Source organism: Halobiforma nitratireducens JCM 10879, from assembly GCF_000337895.1.
GTDB classification, from domain to species: Archaea; Halobacteriota; Halobacteria; order Halobacteriales; family Natrialbaceae; genus Natronobacterium; species Natronobacterium nitratireducens.
This window is the reverse complement of the sequence record NZ_AOMA01000142.1, coordinates 43187-62768: the sequence shown is the minus strand read 5'-3', so window position 1 is coordinate 62768 and position 19582 is coordinate 43187. Positions and strand designations below refer to the sequence as shown.

Sequence of the window (19582 nt, the reverse complement as noted above, 5' to 3'; positions counted from 1 at the left end):
GCGACGCCCGTAGGGCCCGGTATGTTCGATACACGTCCCGACCGCGAGGCCGAAGTCGCCCTCGTCGGTCGCTCGAACGTGGGCAAGTCCACGCTCATGCGCGAGTTGACCGGCCACGACTTCGACACCGGCGGCAACCCCGGCGTCACCCGCGCACCGAATCACTACGACTGGGCCCCCGAAGACTTCGTCATCACCGACCTCCCCGGCTTCGGATTCATGAGCGGCGTCGACGAGGACCGACGCGAGCAGATCAAGACGAACATCGTCCACTACCTCGAGGAGTACGCCGAAAACATCCTCGTCGCGATCCTGGTCGTCGACGGCAAGAGCGTCGTCGACATCATCGATCGTCACTCCGGTCCCGACGAGATTCCCTACGACGTGGAGATGTTTCACTTCCTGCGGGAACTGGACGTTCCGACGGTCGTCGCGGTCAACAAGATGGACAAGGTCGACGACAAAGACGAGCGGCTCGACGAGCTCTGTGATCGTCTCGGACTCTACCCACCCTGGAAGCAGTGGCAAGAGACGATCGCGCCGATCACGGCCAAGAAAGGACGGATCGAACCACTGAACGAGGCCGTCCGCGAGCACCTCCACGAACAACAGCGCGACGACCTGTTCAAGTTCTTCTAGAACCGAAAGCGTTCCTCCTTTCGCCCGCTCGTTCTCGCTGCTCGAGTACGACGAGGTCGTGTTCCCGGTCGTCCGACACGTTGTGGTCCCGTCGTCCCCGGTCGATCGGTACCACGGCTGGATCGCCGCTCTGGACTCGAGCCGGTTGCCGGTTACATGTTCGGGGCCACGATTAACGTATTGGACTGGCAGGGGGCACCTGCATGACCGATTACGACGAGCTTCCGCTGGTCTATTCCTGTTCGGGCTGCTCGAGCGCAGCCCAGATGGCGAACGACCTGGCCGTCTCGCTGGATCGCAACGAAGTAGCCGAGATGTCCTGTATCGCCGGCGTCGGCGGTGATGTCGGCCCGCTGGTCGAGGCCGCGACCGACGATCGACCGATCGTCGCCATCGACGGCTGTCCGCTCGAGTGTACCAAAGCCTGTCTCGACAATCACGACGTCTCGCCCGACCGCCACTACAATCTCGCGACGATGGGGGTTCCCAAGGAGTATCACACCGACTACGACCAGGAACAGGCCGACGAGTTGCTCGCGGAGCTGACGGCGGACATCGAAGAACTCGCTGAAGCCGGAGCAGAGGTCTGACAACTGACAACTAACAACTGACTTTCACAGGATGACGATTTTCTCCTCGAACCGGCGATAGCGAGAGGTTCCACCGAGCTGCCGAACGAAGAGGTCGGGCCGAATCGTATACGGCCGACCACCGCACGGCATGACGCTTCGGCTGCGAGGACGACCCTCTCGGAGCTCCGGCAGTTACGGATTTCTGTTGACGATGTCGGCGACTCGCTGGCGGTCGAACAGTTGTTCGTCTTCGGGAATGTCCACGGAGTCGCCGGGCCACTCGCCGAAGCGGTCCGGGTAGACTTGTTTGGCGAGGGCCTCCGTCGAGAACAGGTGCGTAATCGGTCCCATGAATTGGCCGGCCGAGCGGACGACGTTGTCGTTCTGGACCGCCGAGAGACGGCTTCCCGAGGGGTGGTCCTCGAGTGGCTCGACGACTTGGGACTGCCACTCGTTGCCGGTCATCGACGAGAGGGTGAAGGCGGCGATGTAGTCGGGGTCGACTTCCAGCAGCGTCTCGTAGCCGACCGTTCCCTCGGGCTCGAGTCCTGCTTCGGCGAAGGCATCACGGAAGCCGAGATCGCGGAAGCTCCGGGCGTCGTTTCGCTTCCGGTGGATCGGTGCCGGGAAGAACTCGCCGGATTCGGGGGTAATCCCACGCCAGGAGACGGCGACGGTGGGTCCTTCACCGTCCGGAAGGTTCGACTCGATCTCGTCCATGAACGCGTCGTGGAGGTCGACCCACGCCTCGTACTGGGCCTGGCGCTGGAAGACCTCGGCGATCCTCTCGAACAATTCGTACAGCGTGTAGTGTGGGTCCTCGCCTTCGAAGTCGTTGCGGATGTACGACCCGAGGACCGGCGCGACGGCCTGCTCGATCTCGGTCATATCCTCGTCGGTCCAGTTCGAGTAGAACTGCAGCATCCGCGGGTCCGCGAGGATAACGTCGGGATCGACCTCGTAGAAGATTTCCTTATCGTAGTTACGGGCTGACTCCCCCTCTCCGTACTGGAGGATCTCGTCTGGGTTGTGTTCGACGCCCGGCAGTTGGTCGTAGAATTTGTAGGGCTTGCGCTCGGGGTAGGCGTGGGCGTTGGCTTGGATTCCGAGCGACATCGCCATGTCCTCCGCCGTGCCTGGGATGGTGAAAAACGTCTCCGGTACCGCCTCGAAGGTATGACAGCCTGCTGGCTCGATACAGACATCGTACGGAGTGTCTGCACTGCTTCCCCCATTGGTCCCGCCGGTGCTCCCAGTCTCGCTCTCGTCGGCTCCCGAATCGTCTCCCCCGCCCAGACAGCCGGCGACACCGGCTGCGAGGACGCTTGCACTCGATGCGAGTATGCGGCGTCTGTGTGCCATACTTGTTTAGGCTATCCTAAAAGATTAAAACCAATTGATTTTGGCCAGCCTAAAACAGAGTGGGCACACCAGCCTATGGCCTCGAGAGCCAGATCACGAAAAAAGAGGTCGTTACGCGTCGTGACTAGCGTCGCCGCTCGAGCCCCTGTGAATCGGTCCCAGCGGGGTGATCTTCGGCTCGCCGTGGTCCGTATCGTATTCGACGTGTGCCTCGATGCGGAAGACATCGGCGAGCAACGCTTCCGTGAGAACGTCCGTCGGTGGGCCGTGTGCGTAGATCGAGCCGTCCCGTAACGCGACCAGATGATCAGCGTAGCGGGCCGCCTGTTCGATGTCGTGAAGAACGAGGACGACGGTCACCGCGCTGTGATCGCGCAGCGTTTCGACGATCTCCATGACCTCGAGTTGGTGGTGGATGTCGAGGAAGGTGGTCGGTTCGTCGAGCAACAGGACTTCGGTCTCTTGGGCAAGCGCCATCGCGATCCAGACCAGTTGCTTCTGTCCGCCGCTCAGGCTGTCCAGTTCGCGACCTCGCAAGTGTTCGATCCCGGCCAGCGAGATCGCGCGATCCACGGCAGCCTCGTCTTCCGCGGTAACGGATTCGAAAAAGCCTCGATGGGGATATCGACCGTAATAGACGAGATCCTCGACCGTCAGGCTCCCAGGAGAGACGTTTTCCTGAGAGAGATGGCCGATCCGTCGTGCAAACTCCTTTTTTTCGAGGTCGTGGATGTCATCGCCGTCTAACAGCACGGAGCCGGTCTCGAGCGAGACCTGCCTGGCGATCCCTTTGAGCAGCGTGCTCTTGCCGCTGCCGTTGGGGCCGATGAGGGCGGTCACTTCGCCGTCGGGGACTGCGATCGACTCGCCGTCGATTACCGGCTCGTCGGCCGACGGGTAGCCGATTCGGAGACCGGTGGCGGTTACTTTTCGCTCGGCCGGTTCGGAAGCGTTCTGGGAGGTCGATTCCGGGCGATTCTGCTGGGTCTCGGTGGAAGTGTTCGTCGCCATCGTATCGGGTCGTTGGGTGGTTCGGGCTCGGTTCGTGGTGCTGTGCCGTTCGGAGATAGTCATCAGAGCTCGCCGAGTTGCTGTTTCTTGCGCATCAGGTAGAGGAAGTAGGGACCACCGATCAGCCCCGTGACGATCCCGACGGGGAGCTGGACGGGGTTGAGCGCGAGCCGAGCGCCGACATCGGCCGAGATCATCAGGGCCGGACCGACGAACAGACAGCCGATCATCAGCTGTTTGTGATCGCTTCCGACGACGTTGCGGACCACGTGCGGGACGATCAAACCGACGAAACTGACGATGCCAGCGACGGCGATACTGACGGCGGCCGCGAGGACGGCCACGCCGGACAATGCGAATCGAATCCGCTCGACGGACATCCCGAGCGACGAGGCCGTCTCTTCGCCCAGCAGCAGGACATCCAACTGACGAGAGCTGAGGTACGCTAGACCGACGGTAACGGCGGACCACGGCAGAGCGATACGGACGTGTTCCCAGCTGACACCGGTTAGCGAGCCGTTGAGCCAGGAGATCGCCTGCTGGACGACCGCGATATCGTCGGTGAAGACGAACATCGCGGTCTGGACCGAGCCGAAGACGGTGCCGACGATGACCCCTGCCAGCACGAGTCGAACGGGGCTTGTCCCGTTGTTCCACGCGATCGCGTAGACGACGAGGAACGCGAGCGCTCCGCCCGCGGCGGCGATAAGCGGCAGGAACGCGGTCAAACCACTGAAGGCCGTCAATACGAGCAGGATCATCAGCCCAGCTCCCGAAGAGACCCCGAGGATGAACGGGCTCGCGAGTTCGTTTCGGGTAACCGCCTGGAAGATCGCACCGGAGATAGCGAGGTTCATTCCGACGACCACCGCCGCGAGAACCCGTGGCAACCGGATGTTCCAGACGATGTGAGTTGCCGTCGAGAGTTCGGGCAGGTCCTCGGTCCGGTACCCGGTGAGCGCGTGGAGAACGTCCTCGCCGAAAAAGAAGTTGAGCAGCCATCGGTAGTCCGTGACGACGGCCGGATCGAACAGCGCCCGCCAGGCCTGTCCAACCGACATCGAATACGCACCGAAGCTGAGCTGGACAAGTCCGCTGACGACGATGATCGCGGAGCCCCCGAGACAGACCGAGAGTAGTTTCGAGTCGACGAACGCATTCTGACGGTCCGCGTGGGAGGACGCGGTCTTCGAATGCGCGTCACTCACCGACGGTCACCCCCCGTTCCCATACTGGTCGCACGTCGACTCCCTGCCCGCTCGAGAGCGGGAGCGACCCGCCCGCCACCGAACGGACCGCCATCGCGTCCTGTCGCATACTTTTAGGTTGGCCTAAAATAATATGATTGTTTTGATTTTGGTGGGCCTAAACAACGCCGCACGTCGAAAGAGACCACCCCATCGTGAAAGAGGCTTGGGTAGCAGAATGACGTGAGGAATCGCCGAATACGGACGGCAATTAACCCGTCTACATCGGTGCTCGTGCGTGCGTCTACTGGGAACCAGGCTTATCAGTGTCAGAACCGACGGTTTCACCGATGTCGGTAGCTGCACGCCGAAACGGATCGTGACTTCCGACTCCGCAAGGACGGCCCAGAGGACGGCCGCGAGCTGTGGCCGTACGGACGCCGGCGATTGCCGACGATCGAGATCGATTCTGCGGGCGATCCACTACACGACCCTGTTGTGAGCGACTCGCCGCGCTCGAGTCGTTCGACGTTCTCTCGGACGATCTTACCCACGTCACAGTAGTATCTGGCAGTATAGGCTGCACAGTGGAGCATGACGATGACTTCGTCCATCACCCACAGCGGCGACTCCTCGGGTAGCGGCTCGGTCTCGAAGACGTCCAGGGCCGCACCGGTGATGGCGTCCGACTCGAGGGCATCGATCAGCGCCGACTCGTCGAACACGGAGCCTCGACCGACGTCGACGACGTGTTCGTAGAACGGAAACCGATCGACGCCGGCCTGGATCGAGTGAACTGGTCGGTCTCGGGAAACGTCTCACGGTGCTCGAGGGAAACGTCTCACGGTGCTCGAGGGAAACGTCTCACGGCGCTCGAGGGAAACGACGGCAGCACAGTCCCCGATGTCTTTGTCGTCGACGATGGCGACATCGACCGGGACTCCCTCGAGGTATCGACCCAACTTCGCCGGCGGGAACACGGTCGCGACGGAGTCGTGGACGCCGAGACGCTCGAGTTCGCGATCGGACTCCGGTGTCATAACCAGGAGTACGGCTAACTCACGGTTCAATCCTCGTCCAGAACAGCACCTAGCGCCCCGGTTCGCAAACGGCGGCTCGGGGAAAACCCTCGTCACAAGGGGCTCAGTGGGGGTAACCTCTCGTCACAGCCGCCGGCGAACCCTACTCCGTCGAGAGGTTTCCGTCTGTCGCTTCCGCCCCCGGCCGCCACGACTCGAGGTCGCGCAACTCCGCTGCGACGGCGTCGATCCCGTCGGGCTCGAGCGAGCCGCCCTCGGTCGCGATCTCGTCGATGCAGTCGGCCGGCGTCACGTCGAACGTCGGGTTGACGACATCGAGCGAGCCGTCGCCGTCGTAGACAGCATCGCGGTCGCCGGACTCGAGGTTGACCTCCTCGCGGGTCGAGACCTTGTCGGTGGCCGCGACGACGGTCACGGGCACGCCCTCGTGGCTCGCCGCGATGGCGACTGCCCGCGTGCCGGTCTTGTTCACGACCGCGCCGTCGGCCCGGATCGTGTCGGCACCGACAACCACGCGGTCCACGTCCTCGCGAGCGAGGACGTGTGCTGCGGCCGCGTCAGTGTGGACCGTCACGGGACAGGCGACCGTCTCGTCGGTGGCCAGCGTTTCGGCCACGTCGATCCCCTCCCGTGCTGGCCGGGATTCGGCGACGAACACGCGCGAAGGGTCGCCACGGCGCAGCGCCTCCCGGACGGTGCCGGATCGCGAGAGCGTCAACACGGTGCCGTCGATGTGCTCGCCCGCGGTCGCGGCGGCCTCGTCGTCGGCGGCGAGCGCGCGCTCGAGCCCCTCGAGTGTGGCCTCGAGGACTGCCGGTGCACCCCCGCCGGTGTCGGGTTCGGAGTCTGAGCCGGAGTCGGCCGCCGACAGCGTTCGATTCACCCGGTTTCGCAGAACCGCCATCGAGGGACGGGCCTCGAGCAATCGGCGACCGAGTTCCGCCAGCTCGTCGCGTTCGTCCTCGGGATCGGCACCGAACGCGGCGCGTTCGTGGACGAGCAGTCCCGCGCGGTCGCGAAGAACCTCGAGCGCGCGAACGGAGAGCCAGGCCGCACCGTGCTCGTCGTCGGCGGCGATCGAGCGCACCGTCGGCGCGACGCGCTCGTAGGCGGCCCACAGCTTCGGTACCGTCTCGAGGTCGTCGCCGACGTGCTCGAGTGCCGTCGTCGGTGGAACCCAGGCGTACTCGTCGTGTTCCTCGCCGAGTTGGAGTTCGGTTTCGGTCGCCGACTCCGTGTCGCTCCCCTGCTCGTCGTCTCCATCGAGGTCGAACAGGTACGGGTGGACGACCCAGTCCCGGCCTCGCTCGCGGTCGTCGTCGACGAACTCGACCGGACGGCCGGACCGGACGAACGACACGTCGTCGTCCTCGAGGCCGGTTTCCTCGCGGACCTCGACTCGGACCTGTTCGTCGGGATCGCCCTCGGCGAAGCCGGAGACGCCGCCCCACGCGCCCTCGTAGGTTCCGACGGCGTCGCTGCGGCGCAACAGGAGGACCCGTCCCCGGTGGCGGAGAAAGGCGGTGACGACGTGGTCGGCGTCGGTCTCGTCGGGATCGCTCATACCGGCGCAAGGGCGGCGGGGAGGGAATCGCTTTCGGGACTGGATCGCGGACGAACCCCGGCGTGGCGACTGTGCGACCCACGCCGGCGATTTCGACTCGAAACGCGCGTACCACCGGATCGAGGACCTCGCCGACGGCGACCTGACCTGTGCCCGCGGCAACGCAGATTCCGCGACGCTCGAGGCCCGGTGGCGGCAACCCGGGTGATCGAGGTGGTCACCTTCGTCGTCACCCACGGGACGGGGTCGCCCGACGGCTGGCGCGATCGAGTGCTCGAGACGGCGCGCTCGGAGGCCGATACCGGAGTCGATCCGATCGTGGCCGCGGGCCACACCCACGGGCGAGTCGACGAGACGGTCGCCGGTGTTCGGGTGCTCAACCCCGGCAGCGAGACTGGAGCCAGTCCGGCGGAGCGGGCGACGATGTACGTCGCGACGGTCGAGGACGGTGAGTACGAGGTCGTCCTGCTGACGGCGTAGCCCGCCGGTTACGCCGGGTCGTGAACTATACCAGTCTCCCGTCCGTCTCCGAGAGCATGACCCGACGCGTCACGGTGTCGCTCGACGACGACTCCGAAGCGGCCCTCGAGACGTTGCTTGCCGAAACCGGTGAGGGACAGAGCGAGGTCACACGACGCGCGCTGACCTTCTACGCGGCGAACCTCGAGGCCGCAACGGGGAACAGAGACGCGAGCGACTCCGACGAGACCCTCGCGCGCTACTACCGGATGCTCTCCTCCGGCGAGCACGTCCTGCTCGACGTCGACTTCCTGCATGCCTTCCTCGAGCACTGCTACGCCGGTGGCGATCCCGATCCCGAATTCGTCGCGGCGGCCGACCGGGTGGCGGACTACCACGGCCGCGAGTACGCCGACAGGTTCGCGTCGGCCGGCGAGTTGCTCGAGTGGCTCTCCTTCTGTGGGTTCCTCGAGGTCCGCCAGGAGGACGACGGCGGACGCGAGTGCGGCGACGAGCGTGTCTACCACGTGGTCTTTCCTTCGCAAGCGGTTCGCTGGTTTATGACCCGGTTCCTCGAGCGCAGCATCGCCGGGTTGCCGACCGAAATCGACATCGATCGAGGGGTCTCGAAGGCGATCGTCACCGAACGACTCGAGTGAGACCCCCGCGGCTCGAGCGACGACGACTGCATACGACCTCACAACCGTTCATACCGACTGCGGCTACGCACCTGCCCGTTCGGTTCCACTCTTAACAGCCTTTTTGCCGCCGGCGAGAGGGGAATGTCCGTAAATGCGTACTGGACGACGAGATCGACGAGGACTTTCCCCCCGAGCCGGTGGGAACGTGTCTTCCCTGCCGGAGGCGATCAGATTCCCCCACGCGGTAAACGGCGCGGTTTCCTGCTTGAAGAACGATGACTGACTCAAGGACGGGTGAGGCCGAGACCGAGACCGAGTCCGAAACCGAAGCAGCCGACCGAACCCGCGTCGGCGTCGACGTCGGCGGCACCTTCACCGACATCGCACTCTCGGTCGACGACCGACTCGTCACTACGAAAGTCCCGACGACCGACCCACAGCACGTCGGCGTCCTCGAGGGGATCGACAAGGCCTGCCAGCACGCCGGTGTTGTGCCCGCCGAGATCGACGACTTCGCCCACGCGATGACCGTCTCGGTCAACGCCCTGCTCGAGCGTGGCGGCGCGAAGACGGCGCTCGTGACGACCGAAGGGTTCCGGGACGTGCTCGAGATCGGCCGGCAGGACCGGCCGGCGCTGTACGACCTCGAGGCCGAGAAACCCGACCCCCTCGTTCCCCGAGGGCTGCGGTTCGAGATCGACGAGCGAGTGACGCCCGACGGGATCGAACGAGTCGTCGATCCGGACGAGGTCCGCGACCTGGCGGGGACCCTACGCGAGCACGACGTCGAGGCCGTCGCCGTCTGCCTGCTGCACGCCTACGCAGACACAGAGAACGAACGCGTCGTCGCCGAGACGCTACGCGAGGAACTCGCGGTACCGATCTCGGCCTCCCACGAAGTGCTCGCGGAGTTCCGGGAGTTCGAGCGTACGTCGACGACGGCGGTCGATGCCTACGTCCGGCCGGCGATCGACGACTACGTCGGCCGGCTGGTCGACGAAGCCGAGGACGCCGGTATCCCGGCACCGAGCATCATGCAGGCCAACGGCGGCATCGCCGATCCGGAAACCGTCCGCGAACGTGCGGTGACGACGGTGCTGTCGGGCCCCGCAGCGGGCGTCGTCGGTGCGGCCGCGACCGTCGGCGACGACGCCGTCTCCGGACTCGTCACGTTCGACATGGGCGGCACCTCGAGCGACGTGAGTCTCGTCCGCGACGGCCAGGCCGAACGAACCACCGACGCAGAGATCGCCGGCCTGCCGATCCGCACGCCGATGGTCGACGTCAACACCGTCGGCGCTGGCGGGGGGTCGATCGCCTGGGTCGACGCCGGCGGCGCGCTCCGCGTCGGTCCCCGATCCTCGGGTGCCGACCCTGGCCCTGCCTGTTACGGGAAGGGCGGAACGGAGCCGACCGTCACCGACGCGAACGTCGTGCTGGGCTACATCGGCCCAGAAACCGCGCTCGGCGGCGAGATGACGCTGGATGCCGGGGCTGCCCGCCGGGCGCTCGAGGGACTGGCCGACGAGGCTGAGCTGGACAGCCCGCTCGAGGCCGCACGCGGCGTCTACCGCGTCGCGAACGCGACGATGACCCGTACTGTCCGCTCGGTGACCGTCGAACGGGGACACGATCCCCGCGAATTCGCCCTGGTCGCGTTCGGCGGCGCGGGGCCGATGCACGCCGCGGCGCTTGCCGACGCACTCGAGACCGACCGCGTCGTCGTTCCCCGGCCGTCGGGGGTGCTGTCGGCGTTCGGGCTGCTCGCGGCCGACGAGAGCTACGACGCGGTGCGGACGGTCGGTGTCGATCTCGCGGACGCCGATCCGGCGACACTCGAGTCGGTGTACGACGACCTCGTCGCTGCCGTGCTCGGGGACGCTTCCGACCCGGACAGAGCACGAGTCGAACGCGCTGCGGACTGCCGGTACGCGGGCCAGAGCTTCGAACTCACCGTCGGCATCGACGAGGCGTTCGACGCCGAGGCCGTCGCCGAGCGGTTCCACGACGCCCACGAACGGGCCTACGGCTACGCGATGGACGAGGGGATCGAGATCGTCAATCTGCGCGCGACGGCGACGGTTCCCGGTAGGGAACCGACTGTCCGCCACGAAGGCGGTGGTGGCGACGCCGACACCGACGCCGTCGTCGGCACGCGCGAGGCGTACTTCCCCGTCCCCGACGCCGCGAGCGATCCGTGGGAGACGACCGTCTACGATCGCGACCGACTCGAGTCCGGAACGACCGTTTCGGGTCCTGCCATCCTCGAACAGGCCGAGAGTACGACCGTCGTCCCGCCGACGTGGGAGGGTGACGTACTCTCCGACGGCGCGCTCGCGATGACTCGAACGCGAACGGACCACGAGGGGGTGACCGACCGATGAGTGGGACGGAACGTGACGGGACGGACATCGACCCGGTGACTCTCGAGGTCGTCCGGAACCAACTCGAGAGCGTCGCCGAGGAGATGGGACAGACGTTGATCCGTGGGGCGTACTCGCCGAACATCAAGGAACGGCGGGACTGCTCGACGGCACTGTTCGACGCTGACGGACGGATGGTCGCCCAGGCCGAGCACATCCCGGTCCACCTGGGGGCGATGCCGGCGGCCGTCGAGGCCGTGCGCGAACGGGACCCCGAGCCAGGCGACGTGTTCGTGCTCAACGACCCCTTTACCGGCGGGACACACTTGCCCGACGTGACGATGGTGTCGACGCTCGCGCCGAACCGGTCGGCGGCGGACGCGAAAGGGGACGATATCGTCGGCTACGCCGTCTCGCGTGCCCACCACGCCGACGTGGGCGGGATGACTCCCGGAAGCATGCCAGCGGGCGCAGCGGAGATCTACCAGGAGGGGCTTCGGCTCCCTCCGACGCGACTCGTCGAGGGCGGCGAGCCACGCGAGGATGTCCGCTCGCTCGTGCTCGCAAACGTTCGCAACCCACGCGAGCGCCGTGCCGATCTGCGGGCCCAACTCGCCGCGAACGAACGCGCAGCGGAACGACTCGGCGCGCTGTTCGCCGAACACGGTCGCGAGACGGTCCTCGAGGGCTTCGACGCCGTCATCGACTACTCCCGTGAGCGGCTCGTCGACGAGATCGCCGAACTGCCGGACGGCACCTACGAGGCGACCGACCGGCTCGAGGGTGATGGCCTCACGGCCGACGACGTCCGGATCGCAGCGACGGTGACGATCGACGGTGCGGAGATCGCCGTCGACTTTACCGGCACCGACGACCAGCTCGCGGGCAATCTCAACGCCCCGCTTGCGGTCGCCACGAGCGCGGTCTACTTCGTCGTGCGTTGCGTAACCGATCCCGACATTCCGCCGAACCACGGCTGTTACGAGCCGGTCAGCGTCCACGCACCCGAAGGAACGCTGCTCAACCCCGACCCGCCCGCAGCCGTCGTCGGCGGCAACGTCGAGACCAGTCAACGCGTGACCGACGTGGTCTTCACGGCCTTGGCTCAGGCCGCGCCGGATCGCGTGCCTGCGCAGGGCCAGGGGACGATGAACAACCTGACCATCGGCGCGCGGGACGGGTCGTTCACCTACTACGAGACGATCGGCGGCGGGTTCGGCGCACGCCCGGACCGGGACGGCATGGACGGCGTGCAGGTCGGGATGACCAACACGCTGAACACGCCCGTCGAGTCCATCGAGACGGAGTATCCACTGCGGATCGACCGCTACGCCCTGCGACCCGACAGCGGCGGCGAGGGACGGTACCGCGGCGGCCTCGGCCTCGAGCGCACCGTGACTGTCGAGCAAGACGCGACGGTCTCGCTGCTGACCGAGCGTCGCCGCCACGCCCCTGCGGGCGTCGCCGGCGGCGAAGACGGCGCGACCGGCGAGAACCTGCTTGACGGCGAGTCGGTGCCGGCGAAGACGACCGTCGACGTCGAGGCCGGAACGACCGTCACCGTGCGGACGCCCGGTGGCGGCGGCCACGGTGATCCAGAGAAACGGGACGAGGACGCGCTCGAGGCCGATCGACGCGCCGGGAAGATGGCTGACGACGAACAGCAGTAGCCGCGTGCCGACCGTGAGCGTCGTGATCACCCTTTTCGCGGCGAGAGCCACCTACTAACTGCACTTTGGTTGGGGTGGCGGCGACTCGAGTGTTGTACGTGGAACGACAGCCGGCCGCCCGCGCGGTCGTTCACCAGGCCGTGTTCGGCTCTCCTTTTCCAGCGGCGACTCCATTCTCCGGTGACGGTGCGCTTTTGACGCCGCTTCCCCACCCTCCGGTATGGAACTGACGCCAGTGACGGACCTGCCCGAGGTCCGTCCCGGCGACGACCTCGCCGAGTTGATCGCCGATCGGGCCGACGACCTCGAGGGGACCGTCCTCACCGTCGCCAGTACGGTCGTCTCGAAAGCCGAAGGCCGAACCGCCGACCTCGAGGAGTACCCCGTCAGCGCCCGGGCCGAGGAGATCGCCGCTCACATCGAGGACGTTGCGGGCGAGGAGAAAGACCCCCGGTTCGCACAGGCCGTTCTCGAGGAGAGCACGGAACTGCTCGTCGAAGCGCCGTTCCTGCTGACCGAGACGCGATTCGGCCACATCACCGTCAACGCGGGGATCGACCGGTCGAACGTGCCCGAGCACGACCTCCTCTTGCTCCCGAAACGGCCGTCCGAGAGCGCCGAGCGAATTCGCCAGGGACTCGAGGATCGGGGCCACGAGGACGTGAGCGTCATCGTCACCGACACCAGTGGCCGACCGTTCCGGCACGGTCAGCGCGGGGTCGCGCTCGGCTGGGCCGGAATGCCCGCGAGCCGGGACTGGCGGGGCGAACGCGACCGCGACGGGCGCGAACTCGGCGTCACCGTCCAGTCCGTAGTCGACGAACTCGCCGCCGCCGCGAACCTCGTCACCGGCGAGGGGGCCGACGGAAACCCCGCCGTCGTCGTTCGGGACTGGGAGTTCGGCGACCTCGAGGGGAGCGACGAACTGTACCGATCGGTCGAGGACGATCTGGTTCGGCAGGCGCTTCGGGAGTGGAGGTTTGAGCCATGACTGACGCTACAGCACCGACCTGGGGGATCGAACTCACCCCCGAACATCCGCCGGAGCGGATCGCCTCGCTGGCGGGGCTCGCGGAGGACGAGGGGTTCGACGTCGCCTTCACGAGCTGTCACTACTTCAATCGCGATCCGTTCGTCACCCTCTCGCGGATGGCCGAGGCAACCGACGAACTCCGACTCGGACCCGGCGTCGTCAACCCCTACGAGAGCCACCCGGTCACGCTCGCCGGACGGGTCGCGACGATCGACGAGGTCAGCGACGGCCGGGCCGTCTTCGGCGTCGGCGCTGGCGACCGCTCCTCGCTGTCGAACCTCGGCATCGAACGCGAACGGCCGTTGCGGCGCGTCCTCGAGACGTTCGACGTGGCCCGTGACCTCTGGGACGGCGAGACCGTCTCTCACGACGGGACGTTTACGGCGGAAGACGCGTCGCTCAACCTCGAGCCGACCGAGATTCCGATTTACGTCGGCGCGCAGGGTCCGCACATGCTCCGGATGAGCGCGAAACACGCTGACGGCGTGTTGATAAACGCCTCCCATCCGCGGGACCTCGAGTGGTCGGCAGAACAGATCGAACAGGGGCTCGCGGAGCGGCCCGACGACCACGGCGAATTCGAGTCGCTCGCGTTCGCGAGCGTCAGCGTCGCCGCCGAGGCGGACGCCGCCCGCGAGGCCGCCCGCCCGCCCGTCGCCTTCATCGTCGGTGGCGCGGCAGAACCGGTGCTCGAGCGCCACGACATCGATCGCGAAGCGGCGACGGCCGTCAGTGACGCGCTCGAGCGGGGCGACCTTACGGAGGCGTTCGGCCACGTGACTCCCGCGATGATCGACGCGTTCTGTATCGCGGGGACGACCGAGACTCTCGCCGATCGGTTCGAGGCGGCCTTGGAGCACGTCGATGGGATCGTCGTGGGGTCGCCGCTCGGCCCGGACCTCGAGGATGCCGTCGAGCGTGCAAGCGAGGCGCTTGCGCTGGCGACGGACGGCTGATCCGATCAGGTTGGAGCGTTGTCGACACCTCGAGGCCGGCTCAGTCCGAGGAGAAGAGGCTGGCGACCGCACCGAGCGTCAACACGCCGAAGACGCCGAGCGAGGCGACGATCAGCAGGGTACCGACCAGCACGAGCAGCGGTGCGAGCCCTTCGCCGGTGGCGAGTTCGCCGAAGTGCTCGGTCATTTCGACGACGTTGTCAACGATGACGTTCAACGCTGTGGGTTCCATGCGTGGGGGTTGTCAGCGATGGTACTTGGCGGTGCCGGTCCGTCGTCGTCTGGTGGCGACCAACCGGCGGACTCGAGGGGTCTGGCCTTCGTTGTGGGTGCTCTCTCGTTGGTCCGTGGAAGCGGCTGGAACCCGCAGGCGGGTCCGGACCGGAGTCGGAGCCACTAAGCCGGAACCGACCGTAGGCCGACGCGTGACCGACGACGCGACGCTTTCGGATTTTGCCGAAGACGGCGAGAGTGATACTGGAGCCGAGGGTGACTCCGACCCCGACCCCGACCCCGACGCAGACGCAGACGGTGATCGAGGCGTGACCGCTTCCTCGAGTTCTCCCACCGAATCGGGTGGTGAACTGTCGACCGACTCCGATCACGCCCCCGATCCCGAGTCGGAGTCCGAGTCGACGAGCGACTCCGGGGCCGGTTCGGGAACCGATCTCGAGACCGAACCCACGGCCGACCCCGCGCGTTCGACGTACGCGTGGGGCGATTACGACTGTGTGAGCTGTGGCGACGGAAGCGAGCGCGTCTGGCGCGACGGGGAAGGTCGCCTCGTCTGTCCCGACTGCAAGGAGTGGTAGCTGCTGGTCCGTTTCGACTGCCCCGAGTTCCAGTTCTGTTTCCCCTCCCCAAGTGGCCCTTCTGGCCACAAATAATATATCTATGATGTATTATTTCGTAATATATTGTGGCAAAATCGAACCCTTCGCGGTGGGCTTCCGTCCGGCGGCTCGTCCCGTCGGCTGTCAGGCGGCGGTACGCGCTCAAGTTCGGAATCGTATTGTTGCTAATGGGGCTCTCGATCGGTGGCATCGGGATCGCCGCGACAGAGGCGATCACCGGCAGCGTCGCAGACTCGGCTCTCGAGGAACAAGAAGACGCGGCGGTGCGTGAAGCAGTGGCCTTCGACGACTGGAACGAGCGAAACGAGAACTTCGTAATCGCCTCGGCCGGTGCGCCGGTCGTCGAATCTGGTGAGGACGAACTGATCGAGGACTATCTGCAAGACGTCTACTACGATCTGCCGGACGAGCGGATGCACGCACTCTACGTCGACACCGACACCGGGGAGATCCTCGCCGGTGCGGACTCCGACGCCGAGACGCTCGAGGAACTGGAGTTCCCGAATACGGATGCTCTCTCGAGTGATCTCTCCGAACACGAAGTCCAGCGGACGGACCCCTATGCGATGCCGGACGCACTCGGGCTGGCCGTCGAAGAGCATCCGGTCGTCTCCTACTACGTGGGCGTCGGCAGCGAGAGTGAAGGTGAGGAAGGGAGCCGCGCGCTCGTCTACACGTTTGCTCTCTCGGAACGGTTGATCGACTACACCACCGGTGGCGACACCGTCGTCACGATCCTCGACGACGAGGGCAGGATCGTCGCAGATGACCGCCAACTCGGCTACGGTGACTACGAGACAAATACGAGTTTCCTCCGCGTGTACGAGGACACGGACCGGTTTCAGGAACTCGCACGATCCGACGGCCCGGGCGCGATCAGGGTCGATGGTCAGCCGAGTGCGGCGCTGCAGGACCACCCATACGAGTTCGCGCCGGACGGCTACGTCGTCGGCTATCACACTACCGCGGACGACTGGGCCGTGCTCGTCCACACTGGTGAGGCAGACGCCTTCGGGTTCGTCCACACGGTCAACCAGTTTGGCTACTTGCTGACCGTCGTTGGGGTCGCCCTGATCGGCGTCCTCGGCGTCGTTCTGGGACGCAACACCGCAACCTCGATTCGACGGCTCTCCGACCGAGCCGGCGCGATCCGTGATGGTGATTACGATGTCGAACTCGAGACCACCCGGACCGACGAGATCGGTGATCTCTACCGGACAATCGACGACATGCGCGACTCGTTGGTCACACAACTCGAGGAGTCCGAGCGGGCCCGCGAGCAAGCCCAAGCGGCCAAAGAGCAGGCAAACGAGGCTCGCGAGCAAGCCGAGGCGGCGACGGAACGCGCCGAACGTGCCCGTCGCGAGGCCCAAGAGCAGACCGAGCATCTCGAGCTGACGGCCACCGAGTACTGTGAGGTGATGGCGGCCTGTGCCGACGGCGACCTGACTCGCCGGCTCGAGCCCGACACAGAGAGCGAGGCCATGGCCGAGATCGCACGGACGTTCAACGAGACGGTCGCCGACCTCGAGCGAACCGTCGCGACCATCGCAACGTTCGCCGAAGCGGTTGCCGAGACCAGCGACGATGTGCGAGGGGAGTGCGTCGACCTCGAGGCGGCCGGCGACGACGTCGAGGCTTCGGTCCGCGAGATCACGGCGACCGTCCAGCGTCAAAACGATCGTATGGGTTCGATGTCGACCGAGATACAGGACACGTCGGCGACCGTCGAAGAGATCGCTTCGACGGCGAACTCGGTCGCGGAAACCTCTCAACAGGCCGCCGAGCGCGCCGGCGAGGGGATAGATGCAGCCGAGGAGGTCGTCGACGAAATGGCGGCGATCGAAGCGCGGTCGGAGGCCGCCCTTGAGGAAATCCGCCGACTTGAGGAGGCGGTCGACCGGATCGACGAGATCGTCGGAGCGGTGACGGACATCGCCGACCAGACGAGCATTCTCGCGTTGAACGCCTCGATCGAGGCCGCCCACGCGGGCAGTGGAGACGGCGGACCGGCCGGCGACGGGTTCGCGACGGTCGCTGAGGAGGTCAAAGGGCTCGCAGCTGAGACGAAGACTGCCGCAGGCGAAATCGAGGACCTTATCGGGACCGTTCAGGAACGGACCGATGCCACCGCGGCGGAGATGGCTGCGATGCGCGAGCGCGTCGCCGAAGGGACCGAGACTATCGATCGCTCGGTCGCCGCCTTCCGTGAGATCGAATCAGATGTCCGGCGGGCCGACGAAGGCGTTCAGGACATCGACGAGGCGACCGACGCGATTGCCGATTCCGCCGCGGAACTCGTCTCGATGGCCGACGACGTGACCGAACTGAGCGAGACGACCGCGACCGAGGCCGACGAGATTCTCGAACGCGCGACGGCACAGACGGCCGTGATTTCGACCGTCGCCGAGAGTGCGACGGACCTCCACGAGCGAGCGGACCGACTCGAGACGTTGCTCGCGACGTTCGAGACGGCAGCAGACGGGGGCCCTACGGCGGGGAGCAATCACCTCGAGGGTGTCACTGACGAGCCGGTCGACTCGGGGGAGGAGTGACGGCCTGTCGGGAGCAACGCCCGAACATTTATATCCCAGTCGTGGTTTTGTAGAGTTGCAATGGCGCAAGGTACGGTCGCATTCTTCAACGATACTGGCGGCTACGGTTTCATCGAGACTGAGGACGCGGACGAGGACGTTTTCTTCCACATGGAGGACGTTGGCGGTCCCGACCTCGAAGAAGGGCAGGAAGTCGAATTCGAGATCGAGCAGGCCGATAAAGGCCCGCGCGCGACGAATCTCGAACGGCTGTAAGCTGTTCGGTCAGGTGTATCGTTTTCCGATTGCAACCGTTCGCAGCGACTGCTTCGTCCTGCCGTCCCGTAACCGAACCGACCGAGAGAGTAGTCTGTCCGCCGAGAAGCCCGGGAGACGAACGGGCGATCGGTGCCGACTGCCGCGGTGACCCAGTGGGGCCGCTACCGCCGCCGGGAGCCCCGGCGCAACCCGGTAGGGAGCGGCCCGGACGATCGGACAGAGGTAATAAATTCGACACAAAGCATATGCCCCGCTGTCCCTGAGATGTGATAAACACCCATGGAACGTCGCCAGGTCGCTACTCCGTTCGCGTTCAGCACGTCCCGTTGTCACTCGAGCTATGACTGAGAGGCCGAACACGGACACGGACTCCAACTCGGACTCGAATCCAAACTCGAAACCCAACACGGCACCGGAAGAGAACACCACCTCGAGCCCGAGTGCGACCGCCGCCGACCGGCCCGAAACGCTGCCGGTCTCTGCGGTTGCGACGCTCTGTAACGACGTCGTCGACAACGTCTCGCGGGTGATCGTCGGCCACCAGGAGGCGATCGAACACGCCGTCGTGGCGCTGCTGGCTCGGGGACACGTCCTCCTCGAGGACGTGCCCGGCGTCGGCAAGACGATGCTTGCGCGGTCGATCGCGACCTCGGTCGACTGTGACTTCCGTCGAATCCAGTTTACCCCTGATCTCCTGCCGACCGATGTCACCGGGGTCAACGTCTTCAACCAGCAGACTCGCGAGTTCGAGTTCCAGCCCGGCCCAGTCTTTGGCAACGTCGTGCTCGGCGACGAGATCAACCGTGCGCCGCCGAAGACCCAGTCCGCGCTGCTGGAAGCGATGGAGGAAGAACAGGTGACCGTCGACGGCGAGACCCGACCACTGCCGGACCCGTTTACCGTCATCGCAACGCAAAACGCAGTCGAACGCGACCGGACCTACGAACTCCCGTTCGCGGAACTCGACCGTTTTATGAAGAAACTCCGGCTCGGCTACCCCGACCCGGCGGAGGAGGCCGAACTGCTCGGCCGAACCGTCGGTCGTCATCCAATCGAGTCCCTCGAGCCGGTGACCGACCGCGAGGCGCTGGTTCGGGCCCGCGAGACGGTCGCGAACGTCCGGGTCGAGGAGCCGATCAGGGAGTACGCGACGCGTCTGGTCGGTTACACCCGCGAGCACGCCCGTATCGGAGCCAGCCCGCGGGGGACGATATCGCTGTTGCAGGCGGCCCAGGCCCGTGCCGTCCTCGACGACCGGGAGTACGTCGTCCCCGACGACGTTCAGACGGAGGCTCCGACGGTGTTGGGCCACCGGATCGAGACTGCCGACCGCGAGCGCGACCGCGACCGCGACGGCGATGGCGACGCTATCGTCGCCGAGGCGCTCGAGCGGGTTCCGATCGATCCCTGAGAACGGC

17 protein-coding genes and 2 pseudogenes are annotated in these 19582 nt (G+C 65.9%); 12 read left to right on the top strand and 7 right to left on the bottom strand.

Annotated features, from left to right (window positions below):
• The first annotated feature begins 21 nt into the window (after window positions 1-21).
• Complete coding sequence (engB, locus tag C446_RS13685) at window positions 22-639, top strand: GTP-binding protein EngB (protein WP_006673717.1); 618 nt, start codon at window positions 22-24, stop codon at window positions 637-639.
• Between the two features lie 203 nt (window positions 640-842).
• Window positions 843-1229, top strand: a complete 387-nt coding sequence (locus tag C446_RS13680; protein ID WP_006673716.1) for a putative zinc-binding protein — start codon at window positions 843-845, stop codon at window positions 1227-1229.
• A gap of 174 nt (window positions 1230-1403) precedes the next feature.
• On the opposite strand, the gene C446_RS13675 is transcribed toward C446_RS13680, so the two are convergent.
• The 6 genes and pseudogenes from C446_RS13675 to C446_RS13650 form a co-directional block, all read right to left on the bottom strand.
• Window positions 1404-2573 (bottom strand): ABC transporter substrate-binding protein, encoded by a 1170-nt coding sequence (locus C446_RS13675; protein WP_006673715.1) that lies wholly within the window; start codon window positions 2571-2573, stop codon window positions 1404-1406.
• Window positions 2574-2684: 111 nt separating this feature from the next.
• Entirely contained in the window at window positions 2685-3647 is a 963-nt protein-coding gene (locus C446_RS13670) for an ABC transporter ATP-binding protein (protein ID WP_006673714.1), read from the bottom strand.
• A complete protein-coding gene (locus C446_RS13665; protein WP_006673713.1) occupies window positions 3647-4792 on the bottom strand; it encodes a FecCD family ABC transporter permease in 1146 nt (381 codons plus the stop codon). Before C446_RS13665 ends, C446_RS13670 begins: the two co-directional genes overlap by 1 nt.
• Window positions 4793-5254: 462 nt before the next feature.
• Window positions 5255-5523: pseudogene (locus C446_RS20725) on the bottom strand (NAD(P)-dependent oxidoreductase); the annotation flags it as partial.
• A gap of 66 nt (window positions 5524-5589) precedes the next feature.
• A complete protein-coding gene (locus C446_RS20625) occupies window positions 5590-5811 on the bottom strand; it encodes a hypothetical protein (RefSeq protein ID WP_394295216.1) in 222 nt (73 codons plus the stop codon).
• 142 nt (window positions 5812-5953) lie between these two features.
• The gene (locus tag C446_RS13650) at window positions 5954-7375 is read right to left on the bottom strand and encodes an NUDIX domain-containing protein (protein ID WP_006673710.1); all 1422 of its coding nucleotides are present in this window, start codon (window positions 7373-7375) and stop codon (window positions 5954-5956) included.
• Between C446_RS13650 and C446_RS20620 the strand changes: the two are divergent.
• The 6 genes and pseudogenes from C446_RS20620 (at window position 7374) to C446_RS13620 (ending at window position 14497) form a co-directional block, all read left to right on the top strand.
• Window positions 7374-7855, top strand: a pseudogene (locus C446_RS20620) (metallophosphoesterase family protein). The gene C446_RS13650 and the pseudogene C446_RS20620 overlap by 2 nt on opposite strands.
• A 56-nt stretch (window positions 7856-7911) precedes the next feature.
• Window positions 7912-8493, top strand: coding sequence for a ribbon-helix-helix protein, CopG family (locus tag C446_RS13640; RefSeq protein ID WP_006673708.1), 582 nt, complete (start codon window positions 7912-7914; stop codon window positions 8491-8493).
• A gap of 257 nt (window positions 8494-8750) precedes the next feature.
• Window positions 8751-10859, top strand: a complete 2109-nt coding sequence (locus tag C446_RS13635; RefSeq protein WP_006673707.1) for a hydantoinase/oxoprolinase family protein — start codon at window positions 8751-8753, stop codon at window positions 10857-10859.
• Window positions 10856-12508, top strand: coding sequence for a hydantoinase B/oxoprolinase family protein (locus C446_RS13630; RefSeq protein ID WP_006673706.1), 1653 nt, complete (start codon window positions 10856-10858; stop codon window positions 12506-12508). Before C446_RS13635 ends, C446_RS13630 begins: the two co-directional genes overlap by 4 nt.
• Before the next feature lie 220 nt (window positions 12509-12728).
• Window positions 12729-13499 carry a coenzyme F420-0:L-glutamate ligase gene (locus C446_RS13625; protein ID WP_006673705.1) on the top strand — a complete coding sequence of 257 codons (771 nt, stop codon included), beginning with the start codon at window positions 12729-12731 and terminating at the stop codon, window positions 13497-13499.
• Window positions 13496-14497, top strand: coding sequence for a 5,10-methylenetetrahydromethanopterin reductase (locus C446_RS13620; protein ID WP_006673704.1), 1002 nt, complete (start codon window positions 13496-13498; stop codon window positions 14495-14497). Before C446_RS13625 ends, C446_RS13620 begins: the two co-directional genes overlap by 4 nt.
• A gap of 40 nt (window positions 14498-14537) precedes the next feature.
• On the opposite strand, the gene C446_RS13615 is transcribed toward C446_RS13620, so the two are convergent.
• Window positions 14538-14729 (bottom strand): hypothetical protein, encoded by a 192-nt coding sequence (locus C446_RS13615; protein WP_006673703.1) that lies wholly within the window; start codon window positions 14727-14729, stop codon window positions 14538-14540.
• Window positions 14730-14922: 193 nt separating this feature from the next.
• Between C446_RS13615 and C446_RS20395 the strand changes: the two genes are divergently transcribed.
• The 4 genes from C446_RS20395 (at window position 14923) to C446_RS13595 (ending at window position 19575) form a co-directional block, all read left to right on the top strand.
• A complete protein-coding gene (locus C446_RS20395) occupies window positions 14923-15309 on the top strand; it encodes a DUF7573 domain-containing protein (RefSeq protein WP_006673702.1) in 387 nt (128 codons plus the stop codon).
• 209 nt (window positions 15310-15518) lie between these two features.
• The gene (locus tag C446_RS13605) at window positions 15519-17906 is read left to right on the top strand and encodes a methyl-accepting chemotaxis protein (protein WP_006673701.1); all 2388 of its coding nucleotides are present in this window, start codon (window positions 15519-15521) and stop codon (window positions 17904-17906) included.
• Between the two features lie 60 nt (window positions 17907-17966).
• On the top strand, window positions 17967-18161 hold the full coding sequence (locus tag C446_RS13600; RefSeq protein ID WP_006673700.1) for a cold-shock protein: 195 nt from the start codon (window positions 17967-17969) through the stop codon (window positions 18159-18161).
• A 343-nt stretch (window positions 18162-18504) separates the two neighbouring features.
• Complete coding sequence (locus C446_RS13595; protein ID WP_006673698.1) at window positions 18505-19575, top strand: AAA family ATPase; 1071 nt, start codon at window positions 18505-18507, stop codon at window positions 19573-19575.
• Window positions 19576-19582: the final 7 nt, after the last annotated feature.

Excerpts from the sequence above, each read along its gene's own strand:
- engB (WP_006673717.1), top strand. The coding sequence starts at position 22 with ATGTTCGATACACGTCCCGACCGCGAGGCCGAAGTCGCCCTCGTCGGT.
- C446_RS13680 (WP_006673716.1), top strand. The coding sequence starts at position 843 with ATGACCGATTACGACGAGCTTCCGCTGGTCTATTCCTGTTCGGGCTGC.
- C446_RS13675 (WP_006673715.1), bottom strand. The coding sequence starts at position 2,573 with ATGGCACACAGACGCCGCATACTCGCATCGAGTGCAAGCGTCCTCGCA.
- C446_RS13670 (WP_006673714.1), bottom strand. The coding sequence starts at position 3,647 with ATGACTATCTCCGAACGGCACAGCACCACGAACCGAGCCCGAACCACC.
- C446_RS20625 (WP_394295216.1), bottom strand. The coding sequence starts at position 5,811 with ATGACACCGGAGTCCGATCGCGAACTCGAGCGTCTCGGCGTCCACGAC.
- C446_RS13650 (WP_006673710.1), bottom strand. The coding sequence starts at position 7,375 with ATGAGCGATCCCGACGAGACCGACGCCGACCACGTCGTCACCGCCTTT.
- C446_RS13640 (WP_006673708.1), top strand. The coding sequence starts at position 7,912 with ATGACCCGACGCGTCACGGTGTCGCTCGACGACGACTCCGAAGCGGCC.
- C446_RS13635 (WP_006673707.1), top strand. The coding sequence starts at position 8,751 with ATGACTGACTCAAGGACGGGTGAGGCCGAGACCGAGACCGAGTCCGAA.
- C446_RS13630 (WP_006673706.1), top strand. The coding sequence starts at position 10,856 with ATGAGTGGGACGGAACGTGACGGGACGGACATCGACCCGGTGACTCTC.
- C446_RS13625 (WP_006673705.1), top strand. The coding sequence starts at position 12,729 with ATGGAACTGACGCCAGTGACGGACCTGCCCGAGGTCCGTCCCGGCGAC.
- C446_RS13620 (WP_006673704.1), top strand. The coding sequence starts at position 13,496 with ATGACTGACGCTACAGCACCGACCTGGGGGATCGAACTCACCCCCGAA.
- C446_RS13615 (WP_006673703.1), bottom strand. The coding sequence starts at position 14,729 with ATGGAACCCACAGCGTTGAACGTCATCGTTGACAACGTCGTCGAAATG.
- C446_RS13605 (WP_006673701.1), top strand. The coding sequence starts at position 15,519 with ATGGGGCTCTCGATCGGTGGCATCGGGATCGCCGCGACAGAGGCGATC.
- C446_RS13600 (WP_006673700.1), top strand. The coding sequence starts at position 17,967 with ATGGCGCAAGGTACGGTCGCATTCTTCAACGATACTGGCGGCTACGGT.
- C446_RS13595 (WP_006673698.1), top strand. The coding sequence starts at position 18,505 with ATGACTGAGAGGCCGAACACGGACACGGACTCCAACTCGGACTCGAAT.